Annotated in this window: 18 protein-coding genes; 4 read left to right on the forward strand and 14 right to left on the reverse strand. The window is 68.9% G+C overall.

Translation table 11 applies throughout. The features are described 5' to 3' along the window. Positions 1 to 109: 109 nt before the first annotated feature. Genes pufL through pufC form a run of 3 tightly spaced genes read left to right on the forward strand, consistent with a single transcriptional unit; the run spans position 110 to position 3,231 of the window. Positions 110 to 937: a photosynthetic reaction center subunit L gene (gene pufL, locus DBV35_RS09590; RefSeq protein WP_108659927.1), complete on the forward strand. Its 828-nt coding sequence runs from the start codon at positions 110 to 112 to the stop codon at positions 935 to 937. 15 nt (positions 938 to 952) lie between these two features. Next, positions 953 to 1,942 (forward strand): photosynthetic reaction center subunit M, encoded by a 990-nt coding sequence (gene pufM / locus DBV35_RS09595; protein WP_108659928.1) that lies wholly within the window; start codon positions 953 to 955, stop codon positions 1,940 to 1,942. Next, on the forward strand, positions 1,939 to 3,231 hold the full coding sequence (pufC, locus tag DBV35_RS09600) for a photosynthetic reaction center cytochrome PufC (protein WP_108659929.1): 1,293 nt from the start codon (positions 1,939 to 1,941) through the stop codon (positions 3,229 to 3,231). The genes pufM and pufC overlap by 4 nt, the downstream gene beginning before the upstream one ends. A 150-nt stretch (positions 3,232 to 3,381) precedes the next feature. Here the strand turns inward: pufC and hemA are convergent, their stop codons facing one another. From hemA to bchF, 14 genes are read right to left on the reverse strand one after another with little or no spacing between them, the layout of a single operon-like run. Next, positions 3,382 to 4,602, reverse strand: a complete 1,221-nt coding sequence (gene hemA, locus DBV35_RS09605) for a 5-aminolevulinate synthase (protein WP_108659930.1) — start codon at positions 4,600 to 4,602, stop codon at positions 3,382 to 3,384. 36 nt (positions 4,603 to 4,638) lie between these two features. Then, on the reverse strand, positions 4,639 to 5,445 hold the full coding sequence (gene puhE, locus DBV35_RS09610; protein WP_157961655.1) for a putative photosynthetic complex assembly protein PuhE: 807 nt from the start codon (positions 5,443 to 5,445) through the stop codon (positions 4,639 to 4,641). A gap of 11 nt (positions 5,446 to 5,456) precedes the next feature. Further along, on the reverse strand, positions 5,457 to 6,551 hold the full coding sequence (gene acsF, locus DBV35_RS09615; protein WP_108659931.1) for a magnesium-protoporphyrin IX monomethyl ester (oxidative) cyclase: 1,095 nt from the start codon (positions 6,549 to 6,551) through the stop codon (positions 5,457 to 5,459). Then, a complete protein-coding gene (locus tag DBV35_RS09620; RefSeq protein ID WP_108660649.1) occupies positions 6,548 to 6,847 on the reverse strand; it encodes a hypothetical protein in 300 nt (99 codons plus the stop codon). The genes acsF and DBV35_RS09620 overlap by 4 nt, the downstream gene beginning before the upstream one ends. After that, a complete protein-coding gene (puhC, locus tag DBV35_RS09625; protein ID WP_157961656.1) occupies positions 6,847 to 7,296 on the reverse strand; it encodes a photosynthetic complex assembly protein PuhC in 450 nt (149 codons plus the stop codon). Before puhC ends, DBV35_RS09620 begins: the two co-directional genes overlap by 1 nt. Positions 7,297 to 7,312: 16 nt before the next feature. Next, positions 7,313 to 7,969, reverse strand: coding sequence for a photosynthetic complex putative assembly protein PuhB (gene puhB, locus DBV35_RS09630; protein ID WP_108659933.1), 657 nt, complete (start codon positions 7,967 to 7,969; stop codon positions 7,313 to 7,315). Continuing rightward, entirely contained in the window at positions 7,966 to 8,898 is a 933-nt protein-coding gene (gene puhA / locus DBV35_RS09635) for a photosynthetic reaction center subunit H (RefSeq protein ID WP_108659934.1), read from the reverse strand. Before puhA ends, puhB begins: the two co-directional genes overlap by 4 nt. Before the next feature lie 22 nt (positions 8,899 to 8,920). Further along, positions 8,921 to 10,357 (reverse strand): BCD family MFS transporter, encoded by a 1,437-nt coding sequence (locus tag DBV35_RS09640; RefSeq protein WP_108659935.1) that lies wholly within the window; start codon positions 10,355 to 10,357, stop codon positions 8,921 to 8,923. Further along, positions 10,354 to 11,061, reverse strand: coding sequence for a magnesium protoporphyrin IX methyltransferase (bchM, locus tag DBV35_RS09645; protein WP_108659936.1), 708 nt, complete (start codon positions 11,059 to 11,061; stop codon positions 10,354 to 10,356). The genes DBV35_RS09640 and bchM overlap by 4 nt, the downstream gene beginning before the upstream one ends. Further along, positions 11,061 to 11,951, reverse strand: a complete 891-nt coding sequence (bchL, locus tag DBV35_RS09650; protein WP_108659937.1) for a ferredoxin:protochlorophyllide reductase (ATP-dependent) iron-sulfur ATP-binding protein — start codon at positions 11,949 to 11,951, stop codon at positions 11,061 to 11,063. Before bchL ends, bchM begins: the two co-directional genes overlap by 1 nt. Further along, positions 11,948 to 15,634, reverse strand: a complete 3,687-nt coding sequence (locus DBV35_RS09655; protein ID WP_108659938.1) for a magnesium chelatase subunit H — start codon at positions 15,632 to 15,634, stop codon at positions 11,948 to 11,950. Before DBV35_RS09655 ends, bchL begins: the two co-directional genes overlap by 4 nt. Continuing rightward, on the reverse strand, positions 15,609 to 17,132 hold the full coding sequence (gene bchB / locus DBV35_RS09660) for a ferredoxin:protochlorophyllide reductase (ATP-dependent) subunit B (protein WP_108659939.1): 1,524 nt from the start codon (positions 17,130 to 17,132) through the stop codon (positions 15,609 to 15,611). Before bchB ends, DBV35_RS09655 begins: the two co-directional genes overlap by 26 nt. After that, positions 17,129 to 18,430, reverse strand: a complete 1,302-nt coding sequence (locus DBV35_RS09665) for a ferredoxin:protochlorophyllide reductase (ATP-dependent) subunit N (RefSeq protein WP_108659940.1) — start codon at positions 18,428 to 18,430, stop codon at positions 17,129 to 17,131. Before DBV35_RS09665 ends, bchB begins: the two co-directional genes overlap by 4 nt. Continuing rightward, positions 18,427 to 18,936: a 2-vinyl bacteriochlorophyllide hydratase gene (bchF, locus tag DBV35_RS09670; RefSeq protein WP_108659941.1), complete on the reverse strand. Its 510-nt coding sequence runs from the start codon at positions 18,934 to 18,936 to the stop codon at positions 18,427 to 18,429. The genes DBV35_RS09665 and bchF overlap by 4 nt, the downstream gene beginning before the upstream one ends. 230 nt (positions 18,937 to 19,166) lie before the next feature. Between bchF and DBV35_RS09675 the strand changes: the two genes are divergently transcribed. Beyond that, positions 19,167 to 20,069, forward strand: coding sequence for a cobalamin B12-binding domain-containing protein (locus DBV35_RS09675; RefSeq protein WP_157961657.1), 903 nt, complete (start codon positions 19,167 to 19,169; stop codon positions 20,067 to 20,069). The last annotated feature ends 24 nt before the right edge of the window (positions 20,070 to 20,093 follow it).

The raw sequence follows: 20,093 nt of genomic DNA on the forward strand, positions 1-20,093 counted from the left end.
ACCAGCACAGGCGGCGGAGGGCGCAGAGCGTCCGCCGTCGACCCATGCGGCCCCGCCCCCCTGATCCTCGTCCGATTTCGCCTCGCGAACCGTGCAGGAGCTCAATGGCATGGCTATGCTGAATTTCGAGCGTAAGTATCGCGTGAGGGGTGGCACCCTGATCGGGGGAGACCTGTTCGACTTCTGGGTCGGGCCGTTCTATGTCGGTTTCTTCGGTGTCACCACGATCTTCTTCTCCACGCTCGGCACGAGCTTCATCCTGTGGGGCGCCGCGCTCGGCGATACCTGGAACCCCTGGAAGATCAACATCGCGCCGCCGGACATCGCCTATGGCCTGTCCTTCGCCCCGCTCGCCGAAGGCGGGCTGTGGCAGCTCATCACCATGTGCGCGATCGGCGCCTTCGTATCGTGGGCGCTGCGGCAGGTGGAGATCGCCCGCAAGCTCGGCATGGGCTACCACGTGCCGTTCATCTTCTCCTTCGCGATCCTTGCCTACATCACCCTCGTCGTGATCCGGCCTGTGCTGATGGGCGCATGGGGCCACGCCTTCCCCTACGGCATCTTCTCGCATCTCGATTGGGTGTCGAACGTCGGCTACCAGTACCTGCACTTCCACTACAATCCGGCGCACATGATCGCGGTGAGCTTCTTCTTCACCACCGCGCTCGCCCTGTCGCTCCATGGCGGCTTGATCCTCGCCACCTCCAACCCCGGCAAGGGCGAGGCGGTGAAGACGCCGGACCACGAGAACACGTTCTTCCGCGACACGATCGGCTACTCGATCGGCCCGCTCGGCATCCACCGTCTCGGCGCGTTCCTGGCGATCAACGCCGCCTTCTGGAGCGCCGTCTGCATCGTCATCAGCGGGCCGTTCTGGACGCGCGGCTGGCCGGAATGGTGGAGCTGGTGGCTCAACCTTCCGATCTGGCAGCAATAAGGAGGGGCGAGGACAATGGCGACCTATCAGAACATCTTCACGCAGGTCCAGATCCGCACCGCCGCTGGAGAGCCGGGCGTACCCGTCCCGTACTCCACCTTCCGGCGCACCGGGCGGCCGACCTTCAGCTACTGGCTCGGCCAGTTCGGCGACGCGCAGATCGGCCCGATCTATCTCGGCTATCTCGGCTCGCTGTCCCTCCTGTGCGGCTTCATCGCGTTCGAGATCATCGGCCTCAACATGTGGGCCTCGGTGGACTGGGATCCGGTGGAGTTCGTGCGCCAGCTACCCTGGCTCGCGCTCGAGCCGCCATCGCCGGCCTATGGGCTCACCATCCTGCCACCCCTCAACGAGGGCGGCTGGTGGCTCCTCGCCGGCTTCTTCCTCACCGCGTCGATCATCCTGTGGTGGGTGCGGATCTACCGTCGCTCGCGCCAGCTCGGCCTCGGCTCGCACGTCGCGTGGGGCTTCGCGGCGGCGATCTGGCTCTATCTCGTGCTCGGCTTCTTCCGGCCGATCCTGATGGGCTCATGGGGAGAGGCGGTGCCGTTCGGCATCTTCCCCCATCTCGACTGGACCGCCTCGCTCTCGATCCGGTACGGCAACCTCTTCTACAACCCGTTCCACTGCCTCTCGATCGTCTTCCTTTACGGGTCGGCGGTGCTGTTCGGGATGCACGCCGGCACCATCCTCGCGCTGACGAAGCTCGGCGGTGACCGGGAGATCGACCAGATCCTCTATCGCGGCACGGCGGCCGAGCGCGGCGCGCTCTTCTGGCGCTGGTGCATCGGCTTCAACGCCACGTTTGAATCGATCCACCGCTGGGCCTGGTGGTTCGCCGCGCTGACCACGATCACCGGCGGCATCGGCATCCTGCTCACCGGAACGGTGGTCGACAATTGGTACCTGTGGGCCGTCAAGCACGGCTACGCGCCGATCTATCCCGAAGTCTATCCGCCGACGCCGGATCCGAGCGTCTTCCTGCCGACGGAGGCGGTGCAATGAAAAGCGGCCTGCGCATCTCATTCCTCTCCGTCGTCGTGGTGCTGATCGGCGCGGCGATGCTCCTCATGCCGGACTATTCCCGGCCGCCGATCGAGTCCCGGCAGATCGGCTATCGCGGCACCGGCATGATCGATGTCGCGAACCCGCGCGAGGAGGCGGCCCTCCTTGCCGCCAACGTCGTGACGCCGCCCACGATGCCGCTGATCACGGCGGGGCCGAAGGCGAGCGAGGCGTACGAGAATGTCCAGGTGCTGGGCGATCTCAGCCAGGCGCAGTTCACGCGGCTGATGCTCGCCATCACCGCCTGGGTGGCGCCCGAGCAGGGCTGCACCTACTGCCACTCGGCGGCCGGGTTCGCCGACGATTCCCTCTACACCAAGCGCGTCTCCCGCTGGATGATCGAGATGACGCGGCACATCAACAACCAGTGGACCGATCACGTCAAAACCACGGGCGTCACCTGCAACACCTGCCATCGCGGCAAGAACGTGCCGGAATTCGCCTGGTATGAGCCGGAAATCACGGGCGTTCAGCCGGGCAGCAATGCGATGCTTGGTTATTACAAGGAGCTCTATGGCGCGTCGGAGGTCGCGGGCGACACCTCGCTCGGGCTGACGCCGCTGATGCGGTATCTGGATTCCGACACGCAGATCCGCGTCGTCTCCGACACGGCGCTCCCGACCGGCAACGCCGCGTCGACCAAGCAGACCGAGCAGACCTACGCGCTGATGATGCACATGTCGCAATCGCTCGGCGTGAACTGCACCTTCTGCCACAACACCCGCGCCTTCACCGACTGGGCGCAGAGCCCGCCCCAGCGGGCGACGGCCTGGTACGGCATCCGCCTCGCGCGGGACCTCAACGAGAACTATCTCGGACCGATCACCGAGGTGTTTCCGCCGCACAGGCTGGGACCCCACGGGGATGTCGGCAAGGTGGCGTGCGGGACGTGCCACCAGGGGCTCAGCAAGCCGCTGAACGGCGTCTCGATGCTGCCGGACTATCCCTCGCTCGCCGCCGCCAACACGACGACGCCGGAAGAGCTCCTGCCGCGCACCCTGGAGCCGATGCCGCTCGCGGCCGCGACCCCTGCGGCCCCGGATGCCGCCAACTCGCCGGCCGACACCGCGGCGACCCCGGCGGAGACACCTGCGACCGAGGCTGCGGCCGCGCCGGACACCCCCGCGCCGCCGACGACACCGGAAGGCTCTGGCGAGGCTCCGGCCGCCGCGGAGCCCGCGCCGGCCGAGACGCCGAGCGCCGAGACACCGACGCCGGGTACCCAGTAGGGGGCACCGCCTCCGGGCGGGCCCTCGCGGCCCGCATCCGCCGACGAAAGAACGCCCGCTTCGGTCCGAAGCGGGCGTTTTCAGTTTCCATGCGCCGGGTGGAGGAGGACCCGACGGAAGGGCCTGGCCGTTGTGGCCAGGCGAGGGCGTTCAGGCGGCGACGGACACGTGATTGAGCGCGCAGCGCGACCAGAGCGCGTTCAGCGCGCGGGCGAGGTGGTCGATGTCCGCATCGCTGTGCAGCGGGCTCGGCGTGATGCGGAGCCGCTCCGTCCCGCGTGCCACGGTCGGGTAGTTGATCGGCTGCACGTAGATGCTGTGATGGTCGAGGAGGTGGTCGCTGATCAGCTTGCACTTGGCCGGATCCTTCACCATCACCGGCACGATGTGGCTCGGATTGGCGAGGTGGGGGATCCCGATCGCGTCGAGCCGGTCGCGCACCTTCCGCACGCGGTCGCGATGGCGGGTCCGCTCCGCGTCGCTGACCTTGAGGTGGGCGACCGAGGCCCGCGCCCCTGCCGCGACCGCCGGCGGCAGCGCCGTGGTGAAGATGAAGCCGGACGAGAAGGAGCGGATGAAATCGCACAGCGGCGCGGACGCGGCGATATAGCCGCCGAGGACGCCGAACGCCTTGCCGAGCGTCCCCTCGATCACCGTGAGGCGGTCCATCAGCCCCTCGCGCTCGGCAACGCCGCCCCCGCGTGGGCCGTAGAGGCCGACGGCATGCACCTCGTCGAGATAGGTCATGGCGCCGTGCTTCTCGGCGACATCGCAGATCTCGGCGATGGGCGCGATGTCGCCGTCCATCGAATAGACGCTCTCGAAGGCGACGAGCTTCGGCACCTTCGGGTCGAGCGCGGACAGCTTGGCGTCGAGGTCGTCGGGATCGTTGTGCCGCCACAGCACCTTCGTCGCGCGCGAATGGCGGATGCCCTCGATCATCGAGGCGTGGTTCATCGAGTCGGAGAGGACCACGCAATCCGGGATGCGCGAGGCGAGCGTTCCAAGCGCTGCCCAGTTCGAGACGTAGCCGGAGGTGAAGAGGAGCGCGGCCTCCTTGTGGTGAAGGTCGGCGAGCTCGCGCTCCAGCTCCACATGATAGTGGTTGGTGCCGGAGATGTTGCGCGTCCCGCCCGCGCCCGCGCCGCAGCGGTCGAGCGCCTCATGCATCGCGGCGAGTACCGTCGGATGCTGCCCCATGCCGAGATAGTCGTTCGAGCACCAGACGGTGACGTCGGAAATCTCGCCGCCCGCATGGCGGCGCGCCTGCGGAAACGCGCCGCGGCGTCGTTCAAGGTCCGCAAAGACGCGGTAGCGCCCTTCGCGATGGAGGCCGTCAATCTGGTCTCTGAAAAATCTGTCAAAATCCATGGTCGGTCTCCAGCGTCGGTCGTTTGTCGATCCGGTCTAGGGGGCGGGCGCTTCAGTGCGCAGTCGCCGCGTCTCGGGTTGGGTGGGAGGGGAGGCCATGCCCCACCGCCACAGGCCGGTCGCGGGGAAGGGCGCGACCATGAAGAGATGCTCGATCACCGCGAGGAGGACGAGCGTTGCGGTCAGCGTGTCCCGCGCGACCGCGAAGGGGGTCGCCGCCGGGTCGAACGCGCCGGAGAGGAGGAGGCCGGCCGCCACGAGTCCCGCCACCACCGAGAAGGGCAGGAGCGGGTTCATCGGCGTGCGGCGGAAGTAGCTTTCGACATAGGCAAGGTGCGCGGGCAGGAAGTCCTCGGAGAGGTTCCGCACCCCGAGGAAGACGTTGAACTTCGCCGAGAGGCGCATGACCCACAGGATCGCGAAGGTCATGATGCCGACCTTGTTCGCGCCGCCGGCGGTGATGAGCGCAACCGCGCCGAGCGTCAGTGCGAGCCCGACCTCGTGATAGAGGATGACCTCCGTCGCGGCGCGGAACCGGCTCACCCCGGCCTCCGGCGGCGGGGCCGAAGTGATGCGCGGGCCGGTGATGAAGCCGTGCAGGAACATCAATTCGTGCCAGCTCCACACCCCGATCGCGCAGAGGAAGGCGATGTAGGCCCCGGCGACCGTCGTGTCGTCGCGGCCGAGATGGAGGCCGACCAGCGAGATCGCGAGCACCACCGTCGCCGCCGCTGCCGTCCACCCGTGCGCCCGCCGTGGCCGGCCGCTCGCAACGAGGATCACCCCGGTCGAGAACCACCAGACGAAGACCACGGTGAGAAAGGCGGCGGCGTGGGGGAGCACCCGGAACCCTCCTACCAGACCGGCTGGAGGCGGACGGTGTCCGGCAGGTCGTTCCGCTTCACCGGCAGGAGATAGAGGCGGGCGAAGATCGCCGCGGACCGCGCCGCGAGCCAGCTCCGCCGGATGGCCCCGCCGACACCGCCCTCGGCTTTCGCCTTCGCCATCGCCTCGCCATTGGTGCGCAGCCGCTCGAGGCCGCGCCGGAAGGCCGGATTGTCGATGTCGAGGAGCACCGGGAAGACCTGCTTCGAGATCTCCGACGTCAGCGCGAAGACGCGATAGTCGTAGTCGGTCGGGTCGATGCCGAGCGCCTTGTGGAACTCGGGCCGGGCGTGGTCGCGCACGTACATCGTCGCGTAGACGGCGAGCTGGAAGAAGCGGACCCAGAGCGTGTTGCGGCCTTCGAGGATGTGCGGGTTCGCCCGCATCAGGAGGGCGAAGGCCTCGCCGTGGCGGAACTCGTCGTTGCACCACTTCTCGAACCACTTGAAGATCGGGTGGAAGCGGTTCTCGGGATGCTTCTCCAGGTGACGGAAAATGGTGATGTACCGCGCGTAGCCGATCTTCTCGGACAGATACGTCGCGTAGTAGATGAACTTCGGCTTGAAGTAGGTGTACTTCTTCGTCTTCGTCAGGAAGCCGAGATCGACGCCGATATTCGCCTCTTTCAGCGCGTCGTTGATGAACCCCGCGTGGCGCGCCTCGTCGCGGCTCATGTAGCTGAAGAGCTCGCAGATATCCTTGTTCGTGCCCCGCTTCTTCATCTCCTTGTAGAGGACGCAGCCGGAGAATTCGGCGGTCAGGGACGAGACGAGGAAGTCGACGAGCTCCTTGCGCAGGCCCGGTGAGAGCGCGTCGAAGTCGATCGTGTCCCACTCCTCGGTCTTCTTGAAGTGGCCCTTGTTGTGGTCGGCCTTCAGCTCCGCGATCAGCTCGTCCCAGTCGGCGCGGACCGGGGAGACGTCGAGCCTGTCCATCTCGTCGAAATCGGTGGTGTAGAAGCGCGGCGACAGCATCGTCGTTTCCTGCGCCGCGCGGGTGGTCTCGTTGACCTCGCGCGCCGGAACGGCCGCGGCGACGTTCGCCTGACGGAGAGGGGCGTTCATAGCGTGGTCCTTTCCGAGAAGCTGAATTCGCAGAGCTCCATGAATTCGGTGTCGCCGGTGAGCCGGGTCCACATGCGCTCGATCGGTCCGGCGCGCACGACCGTCGCCTCCCGGCGGAACACGGCGCGCTCGCCATAGGGGACGCGGATCGCCTCGCCGTGGACCTTCACCTCGTCGCCGGGCTCGATCGCGATGTCGCCGTCGAGGACGACATGGGCCGAGAGGCTCTCGAAGGTGTGCTCGACCTCGACCGTGCAGGCGGTCTTGATCGTCTCGCGGGGAAACAAGCGTGCCATCATTGTCCTGTCTCCGGCGTCATGATGGCCGCGAATGCGGCCTGGTTCGTCGGCCCGAACGCGCCGAGATCGACCTGCTGTCCGGTGGCGGGGTCCGACAGGGTGATGTGCCCGTCGGAGAGACGGTTGAGCGCGAAGCCGCCATCCTCGCGACCGAGCCCGAGCTGGGCGCGCGACCGCACGAGGGCGCGCAGGACCCCCCGCACGAAGCCCCCCGTCTCGGGCGCGATGACCGCCTGCACGGTGCCGTCTTCCCGCAGTGCGAGGACGGCGCCGTCGGCGCGGTCGGTGAACTGGAGGATCTGCGTCTCGGCCACCGGCGCGAACGGGATCGGCGTTGCCGAGACCTTCTCGATCCGCGCGAGCGCGACGCTCACGAACGCGAAGCCGAGGAGGGCGGCGACGCCGAGCACCGCGCGGGACGGGACGGGGATGTTGGGAATGGCCATGGCGTCCTCCATCCCCTCAGGAGGTCAGCGCCGCGGGGCGGATCGCCGCCGCTGCGCGAGCGGGCGCGGGCTCGACCGTCAGCGCCGCCTGGCGCGCGTTGGCGGCGAGCGCCTTGGCGAGGATGTTGGCGACGCGCTCGCCGTCCGGCACGCCGCGCATCATCGGCTGCGGCCGTTTCACCGCCCAGGGCCGCGCATGGGGCCACAAGACGAGGAAGGAGATGCGGTCCGACCCCGACAGCGCCACCGCGATGTCGCCGGTGCCGAACACGGCCGCCTTGTAGTGCGCCGCCGCGACGGACCGGAAGGGCAGGTTCAGCGTGACGGTCAACGCGATCCCGATCCGCATCACGATGCGTCTGTTGGTGATCGTGTAGACGGTGGAGGCCGCCGTCGCCCAGGCAAGCGCGCCGAGGATGGCGATCGCCCCGATGGGCAGCAGCAGAAGCCACAGCCCCGCGATCGCGGCCGCCTCGGCGCTGCCTCCGTCGTGCAGGATGCTCGCGGTCCGCCACACGATGAGGATCGCCGCATAGATGAGCACCGCGCGGGCGTGGAACACGTCCACCATGAGCGCCTTCCAGTCCGGCGCGCCCTGCCACAGGATGCGCTCGCCCTCCGGAAGCGGTTCGGGCAGGCCGCGCAGCGGTTCGACGTGGATGTCCTCGCTCATAGCAGCGGCTCCGCGCGAAGCGGCGTTGCGTAGAGTGCGCCGCCGCCGAAATAGCCGACGATGCGATCCTCCTCGGCGAGGGTGATCTGCGACGGGCTCGCGATGCGCGGAACGTCGCCGAATTGCGCCGCGGTGATGGCCTTCGTTTCGAGACGGCGTCGGCGGGCGTCGACCCTTGCGAAGCCGATCGGCATGAGAACGCGCCGCCCGAACATCTCCGGCGTCACCACCACCGGCTCGACCGTCTCGGTCTCGACGACAGCGACCACCGTTTCGCCGCCCGCGGTGTGGGCGACCACATCGACCTCGCGCTCGACCACCGCGGCGTGGACCTCCGGTCCGCGGGTGACGACGGCGTGGTCGGACAGCTCCAGTTCGACATAGCGGACGACCCCTTCGGAGCGGTCGACCCAGAGGTCGGTCACGGTGCCGGCGAGGCGGCCGTCGGCGGCAAGGACGGGCATCCCGCGCGGGTCGCGATCCTCGCTGGCGACGTAGTGCTCATGGGCGACCCGCATCGGGACGATCCGGTCGAGCCCCTCGAAGGTGCGCTCGGGGAAGTCTACGCGGGGCGCGTAGGCCGCCGGTCCGACCCCGTCGACGAGCGGGTTGCCGGTGGGGATCAGCGGCGAGCCGGGTGCGCGGAAGGCGGGCACGGCGGCGATGGGGCGGGTGTCGGCCCGCTCGCGCTCCGGCACGTAGACGAGGCCGTCGAACAGCGTGAGGTAGCGCTTCTTCGGCGGGGTCGCGAGACCCATGTCGCCCTTGCGCGCCCGCACCTCGAGCACCGTGTCGGGGACCATCGGGAAGCCTTCGCGCCGGCTTTCCCGCTGGAGATAGACGACGAGACAGAAGAAGAAGATCCAGAAGGCGTAGAGCACGACGAGCGCGACATCGATGTGCCCAGTAATGGCCGCAGACGGTTGCATGGCGACATCCTCCTTCGGTCGATCAGTTCGGCAAATCCGCCAAACCAAATCGTCTCAACGGTGTTTTATTCTTGTCGATGGTGTAGCGGGCGAGCGGCCCGATCGCGACGAGGGTTGCGAACAACAGGGCGATCTCGATCTGGTAGACGACGCTGTAGCCGACCGCCTGGGTGGAGAGGGCGGGGCCGAGCGCGCCCGAGGTCGCGAGCGCGCCGAACGCGTCCCGCAGCGCGCCACCGGCCGCGATCGCGACACCGGCGGCCGTCGCCTGCACGGCGCCCCATGCGCCAAGCGCGAGCCCGGTCCGCCCGCCGTCAGCGAGTGCCATTGCGGCGACGAGCGTCGCGATCACGAAGAGCCCGCCGCCGACGCCGATGAGCCCCGCGCCGAGGGCGAACAGGATCGGCGACGCCAGCGGTCCCGCGAGCGTCACGATTGCGAAGGCGACGATGCCGACGAGCGCGCCGTAGCCGCCGAGCCGATGGGGATCGACGCCGCGGCCGAGCATCGACGCGCTCAGCGTAAAGCCGATCAGCGTTCCGCCGGCGAGGAGGGCCGTCAGCTCGGTGGTCTCGCCCACCGAGAGGCCGAGAACCTGTGCCCCATAGGGCTCCAGGAGCACGTCCTGCATCGAGAAGCCGGCCGTGCCGAGCGCCGTCGTCACGAGGAGGCGGCGCGAGCCGGGATCGTTGGCGAAGGCGCGCCAGGTCGGCAGGAACGCGCGGCGCGGCCGGTCCGGCGCGGTGAGGCGCGGGTTGCGCGTCTCCTGCTTCCAGAGCGCCGCGACATTGAGCGCGACCGTCACGAGAGCGGCGCCCTGGATCACCTGGATGAGGCGCAGATTGCTGAAGTCGGCGAGGAGCTGGCCGAAGGCGAGCGCGGCCGCGAGCATCCCGACGAGGAGCATCACATAGAGGAGCGCGACGACACGGGGGCGTGATTCCGTGGGCGCGATGTCGGTCGCAAGGGCAAGGCCCGCGGTCTGCGTGGTGTGGAGGCCCGCTCCGACGAGCAGGAACGCGAGCGCGGCACCCGCTTCGCCGGCCCAGGACGGACCGGTGACACCCCCCTCCGAGAGGAGGAGCAGCGCGAACGGCATGATCGCGAGGCCGCCGAACTGAAGGAGCGTCCCGAACCAGACATAGGGCACGCGCCGCCAGCCGAGGATGGAGCGATGCTCGTCCGAGCGGAAGCCGATGAGGGCGCGCAGCGGCGCGAACACCAGGGGCAGCGCGATCATCACCGAGACGATCCAGGCCGGCACGCCCATCTCCACGATCATCACCCGGTTGAGCGTGCCGGTGATGAGGACGACGGCCATCCCGACCGAGACCTGGAAGAGCGACAGGCGCAGGAGGCGCGGGAGGGGGAGGGTCTCCGACGCAGCATCCGCGAACGGCAGCAGGCGCGGGCTCACCCTGCTGAAGTCGACGACGCGGATGCGGCGGGCGAGGCTCATTTCGGCTGCAGCTCCTGCGCGTGCGAGGTGTAGAAGCCGCGCGAGATGCGCTGCGTGCGGGTGAGCCGCCAGTCGGCGAGGCCGGGCGTCTCTCCTAAGGTCTCCGCGAGCTTGCGCACGGACACCGGCTCGATCGCCGGCGCGCGGTCGCTGCGCGGGAAGAGGCGGCCGACCGCGTGCATCGCGGCGAGCGCCGGGGTGCGCGGGGCGAAGGTGAAGAGGATCGCCTTGTCGGTGCGCTCCGCGATCCGCTCGATCGCGCCCGCCATGTCGTCGGTCTGGTAGTGGATCAGCGAATCCATCGCGACGACGTAGTGGAAGCGGCCGAGGCCCCGGTCCAGCATGTCGCCGACATAGAAGATGATCCGCCCCTTGCCGCGGCCGAGATCACGCGGCTTGCGCTGCTTGGCGAGCTTGATCAGCGCGTGGGAGATGTCGGAGGCGACGACGTCGGCGCCCCGGCGGGCCATCTCGAAGCTGAGCATCCCGGTGCCGCATCCGGCGTCGAGCACCCGCGCGCCGGAGAGGTCGGCGGGGAGCCAGTCGAGGAGGGCGGCACGCATCTCGTCCCGCCCCGCGCGCACGGTCTCGCGGATGCGCGACAGCTTGGCGTTGGAGGTGAGCTTCTCCCAGCCGTCCACTGCTGTCCGGTCGAAATATGTTTCGAGTTCGGCCCTGCGGCCGAGATAGGATGAATCGGTCATCAGTCGAACCCCAGGAAATCGAAGATCTCGCGGTCCTTCATCGGCGTGGCGGTGAGGGGCGTCGTGCCGGCCCAAAGGCGCGCGGCGAGCTGGAGATATTCCTGCTGCACGGCCTCGATCTCCGGCGTCGCCTCCATCTCGAACAGCGTCCGCTTCTTCAGCCGCGAGCGGCGGATCGCGTCGATGTCCTTGAAGTGCGCGAGCCGCTTCAGCCCGACCGCCTCGTTGAAGCGGTCGATCTCGTCGGTGTCGGCCGAGCGGTTGGCGATCACGCCGCCGAGGCGCACGTCATAGTTCTTGGACTTCGCCACGATGGCGGCGACGATGCGGTTCATCGCGAAGATGGAATCGAAGTCGTTCGCGGTGACGATCACCGCCCGCTCCGCGTGCTGCAGCGGCGAGGCGAAGCCGCCGCACACGACATCGCCGAGCACGTCGAAGATGACGACGTCGGTGTCCTCCAGGAGGTGATGCTCCTTGAGGAGCTTGACCGTCTGGCCGACGACATAGCCGCCGCAGCCGGTGCCGGCGGGGGGGCCGCCCGCCTCGACGCACATGACGCCGTTATAGCCCTGGAAGACGAAATCCTCGGTCCGCAGCTCCTCGGAGTGGAAGTCGACCGATTCCAGAACGTCGATCACCGTGGGGCAGAGGCTCTTCGTCAGCGTGAAGGTGGAATCGTGCTTCGGGTCGCAGCCGATCTGGAGGACGCGCTTGCCGAGCTTCGAGAACGCGACCGACAGGTTCGACGAGGTCGTCGACTTGCCGATGCCGCCCTTGCCGTAGACGGCGAACACCTTCGCGGTCTCGATCTTCAGCGTCGGGTCCAGCGCGACCTGCACGCTGCCTTCCCCGTCGCCGCGGACCGGATTGCGGATCGCGATATTCATGCGGCCTCCTCGACACTGATGTCCGGTCCGACGCCTTCCAGGATGTCTTCGAGCTCGTCGCCGGCGTCGCGCAGGGCGGCGAGGGTCGCCGCGTCCGGCTGCCAGTAATTGCGCTCGTGCGCCTCGATCAGCCGGTTCGCGACGCGGGCCGAGGCGGCGGGATTGAGCTTGGCCATCCGCGCGCGCATTTCGGGGTCGAGCACGTAGGTTTCGCTCAGCCGCCGGTAGACCCAGGGCTGGACCTTGCCCGTGGTCGCCGACCACCCGACGACGTTGGTGACGTGCGCCTCGATCTGCCGCACGCCCTCGTAGCCGTGCTTCAGCATCCCCTCGGTCCATTTCGGGTTCAGCATCCGCGTGTGCGTCTCGAGCGCGACCTGCTCGGACAGCGTGCGCACCTTGCCCGTCCCGCGGGTTTGGTCGCCGATATAGACGGGCACGGAGGCGCCCCGGCTGCGGGTCACCGCGCGGGAGATGCCGCCGAGCGTGTCGAAATAATGGTCCACCGTGGTGACGCCGAGCTCCACCGATTCAAGGTTCTGGTAGGCAAGGTCGACGTGGGAGAGGAGGTGGCCGAGGTGCTGGGTGTGCTGCGCCGCCCGGCCGTCCCGCCCGTACGCGAAGGACTTGCGGCGCGTGTAGGTCTCCGCCAGCTCGTCGGCGTCGGTCCAGGCGCTGGAATCGACGAGCTGGGCGACGTTTGAGCCGTACGCGCCGCCGGCGTTGGAGAAGACGCGCAGGGACGCGGTCTCGATGTCGGTTCCCGTCGCCGCCTGCTCCGCGAGCGCATGCTTGCGCACGAAGTTGCGCTCCACGGGCTCGTCGGCGGTGGCGGCGAGCCAGCTCGCCTCGGCCAGGAGCCGCATCTGGAGCGGGAGGAGGTCGCGGAAGATGCCGGACAGCGTCATCATCACGTCGATGCGCGGGCGGTCGAGATCGTCGAGCGGGGCGAGGACGGCGCCGGCGAGCCGGCCGTAGCTGTCGAAGCGCGGCCGTGCGCCGAGGAGGGCGAGAACCTGTGCGATCGCGCCGCCCTCGCTCTTCAGATTGTCCGTGCCCCAGAGAACGAAGGCGACGGTCTCGGGGAGCGCCGCGCCCGCCTCGGTGTGGCGGGCGAGGACGCGCGCCGCCTGCACCGCGCCATCGGCCATCGCGAAGGCGCTCGGGATGCGGAAGGGGTCGAAGCCGTGGACATTGCGCCCCGTCGGCAGCACGTCCGGCGTGCGGATCACGTCCCCGCCGGCGACGGGACGGATGAAGCGGCCGTCGAGGGCGCGCACGATCGCCGGGAGCTCGTGATCCTCGCCGAGGAGGCGGTTCGCGGTCCGCAGCGCGTCGGCGACGTCGCCATCGAGCGGGGTCTCGCGGCCGGCCATCAGCGCGTCGATCGTCGCGGCGGCCGGGCGGGCGCCGGTCTTCGCCTCGGCCATCGCCGCGAGGAGATCGGCGCGCGCGGCCTCGCTCAGCGGCGCGCCGACGATGTGGAGGCCATCGGGAATGAGCGTCTCTTCGAGCTCGTGCATCGCGATGCGCAGCGCCGCGATCTCCCGGTCCGGGTCCGTCCATGCCGGCTCGGCGGCGGCGAGGTCGATCGCGCTCGCCTGGGCCTGGATCAGCGCCGCCATCTCGCTCTCGTCGAGCGTCGCCGTCCCGTCGCGCTGCCGCCAGCGGTCGAGCGAGCCCTTGAGGTCGAGGAGGCCGCGATAGAGGCCGGCCTGCGTCACCGCCGGGGTGAGGTAGGAGACGAGCGTCGCCCCCGCGCGGCGCTTGGCGATCAGCCCCTCGGACGGGTTGTTCGCGGCGTAGAGGTAGAGGTTGGGCATCGCGCCGATGAGGCGGTCCGGCCAGCATTCGCGCGACAGGCCGACCTGCTTGCCCGGCATGAATTCCAGCGCGCCATGGGTGCCGAAATGGAGGACCGCGTGGGCGCGATAATCCTCCCGCAGCCAGCGATAGAAGGCGCTGAACGCATGGGTCGGCGCGAACCCCTTCTCGAAGAGGAGCCGCATGGGGTCGCCCTCGTAGCCGAACCCCGGCTGGAGGCCGACGAAGACGTTGCCGAAGCGTGCGCCGAGAACGAAGATCGAGCGGCCGTCCGTCAGCGCGCGGCCCGGCGCCGGACCCCACTGGGTCTCGATCTCGGCAAGGTGCGGCTCGCGGCGGACATGGTCGTCCGCCGGGATGAGGGCGTGGACGTTGCCGTCCGTCCCGTGCCGCGCGGCGTTGCCGGTCAGGAGTGCCGCGCGCAGGGCATCGACGCTGTCGGGCACCGTGACGGTGTAGCCCTCGGCGGCAAGGCGCGTCAGCGTGTTGAAGAGCGACTCGTAGACCGCGAGATAGGCCGCCGTGCCCGCCGCCCCGGCGTTCGGCGGAAAGTTGAAGAGGACCACCGCGATGCGCCTCTCCGAGCGCGGTGTGCGGCGGAGCGCAACCATCTTCTCCACGCGTTCGGCAAGGCGCGCGCAGCGGTCCGGGCTCGGCTGCATGTGGCGGTTGGTCGGGTCGACGGAGGAGCGGCCGCCGAAGACGGTTGGCGCGGCGGCCCCGTCTAGCTCGGGGATCGCGACCATGATGGTCGCCTCGATCGGCAGGAGGCCGGCGGGCGAGGCGTCCCATTCCTCCAGCGTCTGGAACTCCAGCGGCTGGGCGACGATGTACGGCACGTCGAGCCGGGCGAGGAGATCCTCGGCGGCGGAGGCGTTGTTGTAGGCGGGCCCGCCGACGAGCGAGAAGCCGGTGAGGGAGACGAGGGCGTCGATGCGCGCCGAACCGTCCTTCGCGGTGAAGTAGCGGTCGATGGCGGGGCGCGAGTCGAGCCCGCTCGCGAAGGCGGGCACCACGTTGAAGCCCTTCGCCTCCAGCGCGTCGATGACGCCATCATAGTGCGCCGTGTCGCCCGACAGGACATAGGCGCGCATGATGAGGATGCCGATGGTGCCGGCTGTCCCTCGGCGCGGCAGGTCCTCCAGCGTCTCGGTCATCCGCGTCGCGAGGCGCGGGTGATAGAGGCCGACTTCCGGATATTCGGTCGGCGGCGGCACATCGAGATGATGGGACAGCGTCTCGCGGACGCCGCGCGCGTAACGGGAGACGAGGAAGCGCACGAGCGCGGCGACGTTCTCGTCCGAGCTCGCCAGCCAATATTGCATCGCGATGAAGTAGGCCCGCACGTCCTGGGCGGTGCCGGGGATGAAGCGCAGGATCTTCGGCAGGCGGCGCAGCATCCGCATCTGGCTGGCACCGGAGCTTTTCGCCGCCGCGCTGCGGCCGGACGAGCCGCGCAGCCGCTTCAAGAGCCCGACGATCCCGGCGTCCTTCGCCCCCATCTCGAACCGGCCCATGCGCGTCAGGCGGATGATCTCGCCGGCCGACATCAGGCACACCATCGCGTCGCAATCGTCCCGCCGCGCCTCGAGGTCGGGGAGGACGGCGCTGATGTGCTCGTCGATGAACAGCATCGAGGCGACGATGATGTCGGCGCGGGCGATCGCCTCGCGGCACGCGGTCAGTTCTTGCGGTTCGGACTGCCAGGTGCTCGCGGCGTGGAGCGTCAGGACGAGGCCCGGAAGGGTCTGCGAAAGCTGCTCGGCCGCCCGCTCGACGATGCCTGCAAGGTGGCTGTCGAGCGTGATGATGGCGACCCGCACCGGGGTCGCGTCAACGGCCGAAGTGGGCTTTCGCATCGTAAAGCGTCTCCAGGGAGATGGTCGCGAGACCGCGCGTCGCCGCGTATTGCTCGGTGTTGCGGCGCGCCTTGCCTCGAACGAAGAACGGGATCTTGCGGAGCTCCTTCTCCGCCTCGCTGTGCCAGAGGATCGGGGCGTCACTGGCGGCGGATGTCTCGGCCAGGGGTGACGGCGCGGCATCGAGGTGAGACGGGCCGGCCGCGTCGTGGAATTCGAAATCGTCGCGGAACATCGTGAGGAGATGCTCCTCGAGCCCCATCGTGAGGGGGTGCACGAACGTGTCGAAGAGGACGTTCGCGCCCTCGAAGCCCATCTGCGGCGAGTGCCGCGCGGGGAAATCCTGCACATGGACGGGGGCCGAGATCACCGCGCACGGGATGCCGAGGCGCTTGGCGATGTGCCGCTCCATCTGCGTCCCGAGCACCAGTTCGGGCGCGAGCGCGGCGATCGCCGCCTCCACCTCGAGATAGTCGTCGGTGACGAGCGCCTCGATGCCGTAGCCTGTCGCTGCGGCGCGGACCTCGCGCGCGAACTCGCGGGCGTAGGTGCCGAGGCCGGCGATGGTGAAGCCGAGCTCGTCGGCGCAGACGCGGGCGGCGGCCACCGCGTGAGTCGCGTCCCCGAAGATGAAGACGCGCTTGCCGGTGAGGTAGTTGGAATCCACCGAGCGCGACCACCAGGGGAGTCGCGAGCCGCCGAGCGCGGGGGCGGGGTCCACCCCGGCGAGCGCCGCCACCTCGTGGACGAAGTCCGTGGTGGCGCCGACGCCGATCGGGACCGTCCGTGTCCGCGCCTGCCCGAAGGTGCGTTCGAGCCAGCGCGCCGCCGTGTCCGCGATCTCGGGGTAGAGGACGACATTGAACCCGGCCGCCGGGATCCGCGTAAGATCGGACGGGCGGGCGCCGAGCGGGGCGGTGACGTTCACCTCGATGCCGAGACGCTCCAGGATCGCGGCCACCTCGACCACGTCATCGCGGTGGCGGAAGCCGAGCGCGGTCGGGCCGAGAATGTTGCAGGTCCGGCGCGCGGCCTCCGGATCGGCGGGCCGCGTGCCGGGATCGGCGAGCCGGCGCACGAGCGCGTAGAAGGTCTCTGCCGCGCCCCAATTCTCCTTCTTCTGGTAGGACGGCAGCTCGAGCGGGATCACGGGGACTGGAAGGCGCAGCGCGCTCGCAAGGCCCGCCGGGTCGTCCTGGATCAGCTCGGCCGTGCAGGACGCGCCGACGATGATCGCATCCGGCGCGAACCGCTCGAATGCGTCGGCGCACGCGGTCTGGAAGATCGCGGCGGTGTCGGCGCCGAGGTCGCGCGCCTGGAAGGTGGTGTAGGTCACCGGCGGGCGGTGGTCGCGCCGCTCGATCATCGTGAAGAGGAGATCGGCGTAGGTGTCCCCCTGCGGCGCGTGGAGGACATAGTGAAGGCCCTTCATCGCCGTCGCGACGCGCATCGCGCCGACGTGCGGGGGCCCCTCATAGGTCCACACGGTGAGCTTCATGCGGCCGCCTCCAGCGCTGCGAGGCGATCCGCGCGATCGAGCGGGCGCACGAAGAGGTCGGCAAGGTCGGCCGCCTGCTCGTAGCCGTGGATCGGCGAGAAGATCAGCTCGATCGCCCACTTCGTGCGGATACCGGCCGCCTCCAGCGGGTTGGCGAGGCCGAGACCGCACACGGCAAGGTCCGGCTTGGCGGCGCGGCAGCGGTCGAGCTGGCGGTCGACGTCCTGCCCTTCGGCAAGGCGCGTCGTTTCGGGGAGAAGCGCCAGCTCCTCGGCGAGATGCTCGCGATGGAGATAGGGGGTGCCGACCTCGACGGGGCGCATCCCCATCTCGCGGGCGAGAAAGCGGGCGAGCGAGGGTTCGAGTTGCGAGTCGGGGAAGAAGAAGATCGACTTTCCCGCGAGCGCCGCGCGGCGTGCGGCGAGTGCGGTCTCGGCGCGACGGCGGGCGGGCGCGGTCGCCCGCTCGAAGGTCGCCGGCGCGACACCCATCGCCTCGGCCGCGGCGCGGAGCCAGAGCGTGGTGCCCTCCGCACCGAAGGGGAAGGGGGCGGCGATGCGCGTCGCGCCCCGCTCGGCCAGGGTGCGGGCGGTGTTGCCAAGGAAGGGCTGTGCGAGGAGGACGCGGGTCTCCCGCCCGATCGCGGGCATCGCGTCGGCGCGGCGGGCGGGGAGGAACGCCGCCTCGATCCCCATCGCCGCGAAGAGGCGCGCGAACTGGTCCTCCACGATATCCGGCAGGACACCCGCGACGAGCAGCGACGGCCCCGCGTCGGCCGCCGCCGAGGGCAGCGTCGCGGCAAGCGCGCTGAGGCAGGCATCCTCGCCCTCGGTGAAGGTCGTCTCGATGCCGCTCCCCGAATAATTCAGCACCCGCAGCGCCGGCCCATGGATCGCGTCGAGCCGCGCGGCCGCGCGCGACAGGTCGAGCTTGATGACCTCGGAGGGGCACGAGCCGACGAGGAAGAGGAGGCGGATCTCCGGCCGCCGCGCGATGAGCCGCGCGACCACCGCGTCGAGCTCGTCGTTCATGTCGGCGAGGCCCGCGAGGTCGCGCTCCTCGATGATCGCGGTCGCGAAGCGCGGCTCGGCGAAGATCATGACGCCCGCCGCCGATTGCAGGAGATGCGCGCACGTGCGCGAGCCGACGACGAGGAAGAACGCGTCCTGGATCTTGCGGTGCAGCCAGACGATCCCGGTGAGGCCGCAGAAGACCTCGCGCTGCCCGCGTTCGCGCAGGACCGGCGCCGCCGCGCAACCCCGGCCGGTGTCGCCTGGCGTCGCGCAGCCCGCGCTCACGCCGTGACCCCGAGCCCCGAGGGCACCGCCTCCGGAGAGGCCAGCCGCGCGGCCCGCAGCTTCAGGACGAACTGCGTCGCGTTGATGACGTAGGCGGCATAGGCGGCGAGGGCGAGCCACATCTGTTGTGTGAGGTCGAGCGCGCCGGTGACGAGGACCGCGACGTAGGCGAGGTGGAGGGCGATCACGATCATCGAGACCGCGTCCTCCCAGAAGAAGGCGGGGGCGAAGAGATAGCGGCCGAAGACCACCTTCTCCCAGATCGAGCCGGTGACCATGATCGTCAGGAGGACGAAAGTCTTCGCGACGATCGAGATGGTCGCGGCGACCTCGCCTTCGCCGGTCGCGAGCACGCGGATCACGAGGGCGAGGCTGACCAGGAAGACGGCGAACTGGATGGGTGCCAGGATGCCCTGGACGAGGGTCCAGACCGAGCCGTCCCGCCGCTCTCGCTCAGCGGCCGAATAGAGGGGCCGGGCTCGGGTTTGGGGCGGGCGAAGCGACATTTCCAGAGAACCGATCCTGGTAAGGCGACGCTCGGATGCTAGTTCCGCTTCCCTACAAGTGTCAACTTGGATTGACGTAAAATATATTAGACATCACAATGGCTGTGTTGTTGAAGCAGCGTCGTCGCGCGGGTCTTGAGTCGCGTTCAAAAGGCCGGTGGCGGACCCTCGTCTTGGACGCTAAAATCGTCTAATTCTAACCAAAGAATATAAACGGCGGAGGGCGGAACGTGAACGTTACCGAACTTGCTTTCGGGGAATCCGGCCGTGAAAACAATGGTAAAAGCGGGTTTTCGACGACCAGCCTGACCTGTCTTCAACTAGATCGACCGGACAGACTGGGGCACCTCAAAGCGCTGACGCGGACGATCGAGGGAGAAATCATCCCACGTCTTCTGTTGGTTCACTCAAAGGCTGAAATAAGCCAGCCGCAGCCGCAGGATCAGCGCCGAATCGTTGAGGCTGATATCGAGACGATCACCAAGCTCGTCCTGTCGTCCGGCCCGTCGGATTGTATCCGTCATGTGGAGCGGGTGCAGGAGGAGGGGATCTCCCTCCAGACAATATTCCTCGATCTCTTCGCGCCGTCCGCCCGCCGCCTCGGCGTGCTGTGGGCCGAGGACATCCGTTCCTTCACCGACGTCACCATCGCGCTCGGCACGTTGCAGCAGGTGTTTCACCACTTCAGCCACGCCTTTACGGAGATTTCGGCGGCGTTCGGCGGGCGGCGCGCCTTCCTGGTGCCGGCGCCCGGCGAGCAGCACACCTTCGGCCTCTTCATGATCGAGACGTTTCTCTATCGCGCGGGCTGGCAGGTCGACACGGTGCCGTCCTTCAGCGTCTCGGAGGTCCAGGCCTTCCTCGCGCAGAACCCGGTCCAACTCATCGCCATCTCCGCCAGCAGCGAGCGTGCGATCGAAGGCACCTCGCTCGCGATCGGCATGATGCGCGGCGAGTCGCGCCTCGACGATGTCGTCATCATGGCCGGCGGATCACCCTTCAACGCATCCCCTTCGCTCGTGCAACAGGTGGGGGCGGATGGGACCGCGGAGGATGCTCGCGCGGCGGTAACCAAGGCGGACCGCCTTGTTCCGAAGCCGGTCGGCGATGAGCATCGCCGTCCAATTAATTGATCTTGGATCAATATAGTGCGATTG

The organism is Acuticoccus kandeliae, from assembly GCF_003073115.1.